At 63.4% G+C, this 5,717-nt stretch carries 5 protein-coding genes; all 5 read left to right on the forward strand.

Annotated features, from left to right (window positions below):
• Positions 1 to 812 (forward strand): Wzt carbohydrate-binding domain-containing protein (locus AB1805_17045; GenBank protein ID MEW5747137.1); only part of this gene is annotated, 812 nt, incomplete at its 5' end.
• 62 nt (positions 813 to 874) lie between these two features.
• On the forward strand, positions 875 to 2,707 hold the full coding sequence (locus tag AB1805_17050) for an asparagine synthase-related protein (GenBank protein ID MEW5747138.1): 1,833 nt from the start codon (positions 875 to 877) through the stop codon (positions 2,705 to 2,707).
• Entirely contained in the window at positions 2,704 to 3,873 is a 1,170-nt protein-coding gene (locus tag AB1805_17055) for a hypothetical protein (GenBank protein MEW5747139.1), read from the forward strand. Before AB1805_17050 ends, AB1805_17055 begins: the two co-directional genes overlap by 4 nt.
• A gap of 11 nt (positions 3,874 to 3,884) precedes the next feature.
• The gene (locus AB1805_17060) at positions 3,885 to 5,186 is read left to right on the forward strand and encodes a polysaccharide pyruvyl transferase family protein (GenBank protein MEW5747140.1); all 1,302 of its coding nucleotides are present in this window, start codon (positions 3,885 to 3,887) and stop codon (positions 5,184 to 5,186) included.
• Between the two features lie 104 nt (positions 5,187 to 5,290).
• On the forward strand, positions 5,291 to 5,717 hold a 427-nt coding region (locus AB1805_17065), incomplete at its 3' end, for a hypothetical protein (GenBank protein MEW5747141.1).

Below are 5,717 nucleotides of genomic sequence, written 5' to 3' on the forward strand. Positions count from 1 at the left end.
GGATGTACCTGAGGCTCGCCTTCGCGGTAGCGGCCCACCTCGAGCCCGAGATCATGATCGTCGACGAGGTGCTCGCCGTCGGCGACGCCACCTTCCAGAAAAAATGCATCGGCAAGATGCAGGATGTTTCAAAACAGGGGCGGACGGTATTATTCGTAAGCCATAATATGGGCGCCGTGATCGACCTCTGTCCCGCCTCGATCATCCTCCATGGCGGCACTATCGTCGACCGCGGACCTTCGATGAAGATCGTCGAAAAATATCTCGCGGGCTTTCTCTCGGAAGGTGGCAGCATGGATCTCACCGAGGCGCCGCTCCAGACCGGCGACGGGAGGCTCCAGTTCACCGCAGTCTACCTCCGGGACGAAAAGGGCAGGCGTACCCGCATGCCGATATCCGGCCGTCCTGTCGAGATCGTCCTGGAGTTCGTCAGCCAGGAGGAGCTGAAGAATGTGCATTTCGTGCTGACGATCTTCAACCAGCTCGGCATCGCGGTGACCAATTGCGATCTCAAGGCATCGAGGAAGCTCTTCACCCTTCATGAAGGAGCAGGGCGGGTGCTCTGCACGATACCGAAGCTTCCCCTGCCTCTCGGGACGTACAAGGTCTCCGTTGCCGCCCATGACGGACGGGGAGAGCTCAACGCGATTCCTACCGCATGCGTCTTCGATGTCGAGACGAGCAAATTCTACCAGACCTCTTTTGTGCCTTCGATACGATATGCAACGGCCCTGGTCGACCACTCCTGGTCGCTCGAGACCGGTGAGCATGATCGTGAGACCGTGCCGGAGCGCGAAATCGTAAACCAGTAGAAGCCCGGCCTGAGCGGGTGGGGCCTGCCGCTCCATTGCGCTCTCGGCATCATAGCGAGATAATGGCGAACTTCATCATAATTATAGACCCCGACCGGGACCGGCGCAGACGGTTCGTCGAGCTGATGCGAACGCTTGTCGCTCCCGTCGGCGGATTGCGTCCCGGAGAATGCGCGACAGGGGATTTCGCCGCGCTCTGGGCTGCCGCAGCGCGGGCGCCGGTCAGCAGCAGCGCAGGTGAGGACGGCGCTGTGCTCGTCTGGGGAGATGCTTACGGCAACGACGGAACAGGAAGGGTCGATGCTGCGGAGATGCGGGCCCTCTGGAAGGGACCCGAGCCCGGCGCCTATCCGGTCTTCGACGGGTTTTACGCAGCCGCCGTTTACGAGCCCGGCGGACCGCATGCAGGGATCACTCTCGGCGCGGACCTGCTCGGCATATTCCCCGTGTATTACTTTTCTGACGGGGAGCTCTTCCTGGCGGGCTCTTCACCGGAGCTCTTCAGGCATCATCCCGTCTTTCGCCAGGAGCTCGACCCGGCCGGCCTCGTCGGCATACTCCTCACCATGCATCTCGTCGATGGTCGTACGCTGCTGAAAGGGGTGCGGCGCCTGGCTCCGGGACATCTGCTCCGCTGGAGTCCTGCAGCGGGGCCGTGCGAGATACTGCACTACAGGATCCCGGTCTCGGACCGCTACTTCAGCCTGCCCTTTTCCGCGCACCTCGATATCCTGGATACCGTTCTTGACGACGCGGTCGCCCGGCATGCGCCTGCGGGAGAAGCGTATGCGCTCCTGCTCTCGGGCGGGCTCGATTCGAGGATGCTTGCAGGGTATCTCGGGAAGCACGGCGCCGGGGTGACCGCGCTGACGCTCGGCATAAGCACCGACCTCGAGATGGCATGCGCGCTGCCCGTGGCGCGCACTCTCGGATTCAGACATCGTGCCGTGGATCTTCCTTTCACGAGCTACCCTGCGTATGCCGGGCTCCAGGCTGCGTGGGAGCATGTCGGCAATGGGTTCAACAATATCGTCAACTGGGGCCTTTCACCTCACCTGCAGACGACGGCGCAGCGGGTCGTCATGGGCAATATAATGGATGCGGCTGTGGGAGGGAGCTCTCTCACGCTCGCCTACACGCCGGCAGACCGCAGTATGCGTTTCGGGAAGTATTTCGCAAAGGTGAACGCCTGGGGCATCAGGGCAGACGTGCTGAAGAAACTGCTGCGGCAGGATATCTTCGGCGACCTCGTGGACGGGACGATTGAACGCATAAGGGCAATCTATGAGGGATATGGAGAGCTCGAGTCCCACCGCGTATGGTGTTTCAATCTCAACCACCGGCAGCGGTTCCATGTGGGGAGCGACGCCTGGGCCCTCTCCTTCGGCGCCTGGCCGGTCCTGCCGATGCTCGACCGCGCCGTCATCGAGAGCGCCGGCGGCATGCCGGCAGCGACCCTGGCGGAGCGGAGGGCGCAGAAGGAGCTCTTCTGCCTGCGGTTCCCCCCGCTGGCGCAGCTTCCCCTCGACCGCAACTCCTTAGACACCGAACCGCTGCGCCCCCGGCTGCGGCACCATCTTACCCACTACCTTTCGGACCGTATCGAGCCGGTGCGGCGCGCCTGGCAGGGCGCCGCCGCCCTCAAGGAGAAGAAGGCTGTCGAGCGGCGGTACTACGTACGCATCTACGACATAAACAGCCCCGGGTGGCTCGCGGTGCGGAGACAGGCCGAACCGTATCGCGAGCGGGTCATGCAGGTGTTCAACCGGGAAGTGCTCGACGAGCTGCTGCCGCCGCCCGATGCCCCGGTCGCCGTAAAGGAAGGGATCAGCGATGTCTCGGGGATGAAGACGCTCCTCGGCATTCTCCACTGGTCGAAGGACTATCTCCCATGAGCACCGTGCTGCAGCTCTGGAAAGAGGATACGCTTACCGCCGGGGGAATGACCACGGCGCGGGCGGTCGTCGAGTACCCCGACGCGAAACGCCGGACCCTCTGGTACCGTGTACCGGAACGGTGGAAGCCCTGGGTGACGGAGTCCTGCGATCCCTTTGTCGTTGCGACCGTCTTTACCGCCATGCGGAGCGGTCGCCCGCTGCGGGTAGAGGGAGAGGTTTCACCCTCGCTGCTCCGGAACCTCGAAGAGTTCCAGGCTGCCTGGGCCTGCTGGAAGCCTGGAGAGTATACTGCGGTGGAGATGACCGCAGCAACGGAGAAAGAGCGCCTCCATCCCGGAACGACGAAGAGCGCCGTCGTTTTTTCGGGCGGCGTCGATTCGTGCTTTACGGCGTGGCGCCACCGGAAGGGGGAGTGCGGACGATCGATACGCATGCTGGCTGCCGGGGTCATGGTGCACGGCTTCGATATCCCCCTGGAGGAGCCCGGGGTCTTCGAGCGGGCTGCCGCAAAAGCGGCGGCGCTCCTCGCGAGCCTGGATATGGAGCTGCTGCCCCTGGCGACCAACTTCCGCGAGCTCGACGACGACTGGGACGACGCGCACGGCGCCGGCCTCGCCTCTTCAGTGATGGTGCTCCAGGACGGGATCGCGGCAGGGCTGATCGGGAGCTCCGACCCGTATCACAGCATGATCCTGCCTTACGGCTCCAATCCCGTAACGGACCGGATGCTTTCGAGCGACACGTTCGCGATCATCCACGACGGCGCTTCCTTTACCCGCTGCGAGAAGGTACGCGCGATCTCCCGGTGGCCGGAGGCGCTGCGTTCTCTGCGGGTCTGCTGGGAGGGGAAACAGAAAGACCGCAACTGCGGCCGGTGCGAAAAATGCGTGCGCACGGTCCTCAATTTCCGGGTCGCGGGGGCAGGGCTCCCGGCCTGTTTCGAGCGCGAGGTCAGCGACGCGCAGGTCGCCGGCATACACAGCATCGGTCCTTCGCAGATCATCGAGCTCGAGCAGATACTCGCTGCTGCGCGGAGCAGCGGCATAGCCGCCTCCTGGGTCGATGCGCTCGAAGTATCCATAGAGAGGAACCGGCAGGGCCGCGCCGGCAGGCAGACGCTTCTCCAGAAAGTGAAACGGGTCGCTCAGATGCTGAGCGCATAGGGACACAGCCATTGAGAATTCTCATCGACAACGGAAGCTATCATCTCCGGAACTGCGGCGATGTGGCGTTGCTCCAGGCAGCGGTGTCGCGGGTGGCCGACCTCTGGCCCGGCGCGCTCATCGAGGTCATTACCGGCGACCCGGACCGGCTGCAGGAGCACTGTCCGGGTGTGCGTCCTCTTCTGTCGCGGGGGAAAACGCTCTGGTACCGGGAGCGCACCGTCTTCGGCCCTGTCCATCGGTTCGTACCCCGGCCGGTAGCGCAGCACTTAGCGCACGTGGAGGGCGCCCTGCGGTACCGCTGGCCCTCGCTCGCCCATTCCCTCATCAGCACGGGACTGCGGAGGGAGGGCATCGATACGGCTGCGCTGAACGCCTACCGGGATGCGCTCCGCGGCGCCGATCTCGTCATCGCCTGCGGCGGAGGATATATTACGGACGCGTTCAAGGTACACGCGATACGGCTTCTGGATACCCTGGGCATGGCGGCGCGGCTGGGTACGCCGACCGCCCTGTTCGGGCAGGGGATAGGGCCGGTCTGGGACGGCTCGCTGCGGAAAAAGCTCGCGGCGGTCCTCCCTTCGGCAGCCCTTATCGGCCTGAGGGAGAACCGGTTCGGACGGCCGCTCATCGCGGCGCTCGGGGTCTCGCCCGACCGGATCGCAATAACCGGCGATGACGCCGTCGAAACAGCATACAACGCTCGTTCTGCCGTACTGGGTACAGGGATCGGTGTGAATGTCCGCGTTGCGCCCTACTCCGGCGTGCGTGACGAGACGGTCGACAGGATCAAAAGGGCGGTACAGGAGACTGCACGGAAGCACGACGCCCCGCTGGTGCCTGTCCCCATCTCGCTGCACGAAAAGGAGTCGGATGCGCGGACCATCCGGAGCATCCTCTCCGGGTACGGCGAGGTATCCGATGGCGGGGAGCAGCTCGACACACCGATCAAGGTCATGAGACAGATAGGACAGTGCAGGGTCGTGGTCACCGGCAGCTATCACGGAGCGGTCTTCGCGCTCTCGCAGGGAGTGCCGGCCATAGGGCTGGCGCACTCTCCCTATTACGTACATAAGTTCCTGGGGCTTGCAGACCAGTTTGACGGGTGTTGCAGTGTTGTCCTTTTGCATCGCGAACAGTTCGACGACAAACTCTCTCTCGCCCTCGATGACGCACTGCGGTCGGCGGAGCGGATACGACCGCGCCTGCTGGCTGCAGCAGAGCGGCAGTGTGCGTCGGCGAGGGCCGCCTACCGCAGAATCTGCGACGTGGTTGAAGCCAGAAGGACGAGGGGTCGCTATAGAGAAGCCTGACCCTCTTATGCCTCAGCGAAGCGTTATGTGCACGGTGTCCCGACCTGCCATGCCCTTTTCCGTCTCGAACGGTACTGTTTTCGGTCATCACAAAAGGAGGGAACATGGTAACGAGGCATTGGCTGCGAAGAACGTTGAGCATTGCGGGAACGGTGCTCGGGATCGTACTGCTTGTAGGTGCGTTAAGCGGCCCGGCCGGGGCCGCAACAACCGAAGACATCCATGTGGCATTGGGCTACAACTTCAAGAACATGAAGCCGCCGTACGAATCGATGCTCCGGAGCATGGGAGCGACCTATGCGAACGGGGTCTGGACCTACCATAACAGGGCATTGGGCAAGACCTTCCGGGTGCGGTTTGTCGAGAACCAGGAGGCGTTCAAGCAGGCCTTGCGGACCGAAGGGGCGCACATCATCTACTCCGGGCACTCCAACTACGGCCTGGGAGCGGTCTTCGGCACCCTGACCGAGACGGCCAGCCAGACAATCGAAAACATCCGCTATATCGACGATGCCCGGATCCTCAACACCT

The sequence above is a fragment of the Nitrospirota bacterium genome, assembly GCA_040752355.1.
Taxonomy (GTDB): domain Bacteria; phylum Nitrospirota; class Thermodesulfovibrionia; order Thermodesulfovibrionales; family Dissulfurispiraceae; genus JBFMCP01.

Bases quoted from the DNA above. Each gene is read 5' to 3' on its own strand.
- AB1805_17050 (MEW5747138.1), top strand. From the start codon at position 875: ATGGCGAACTTCATCATAATTATAGACCCCGACCGGGACCGGCGCAGA.
- AB1805_17055 (MEW5747139.1), top strand. From the start codon at position 2,704: ATGAGCACCGTGCTGCAGCTCTGGAAAGAGGATACGCTTACCGCCGGG.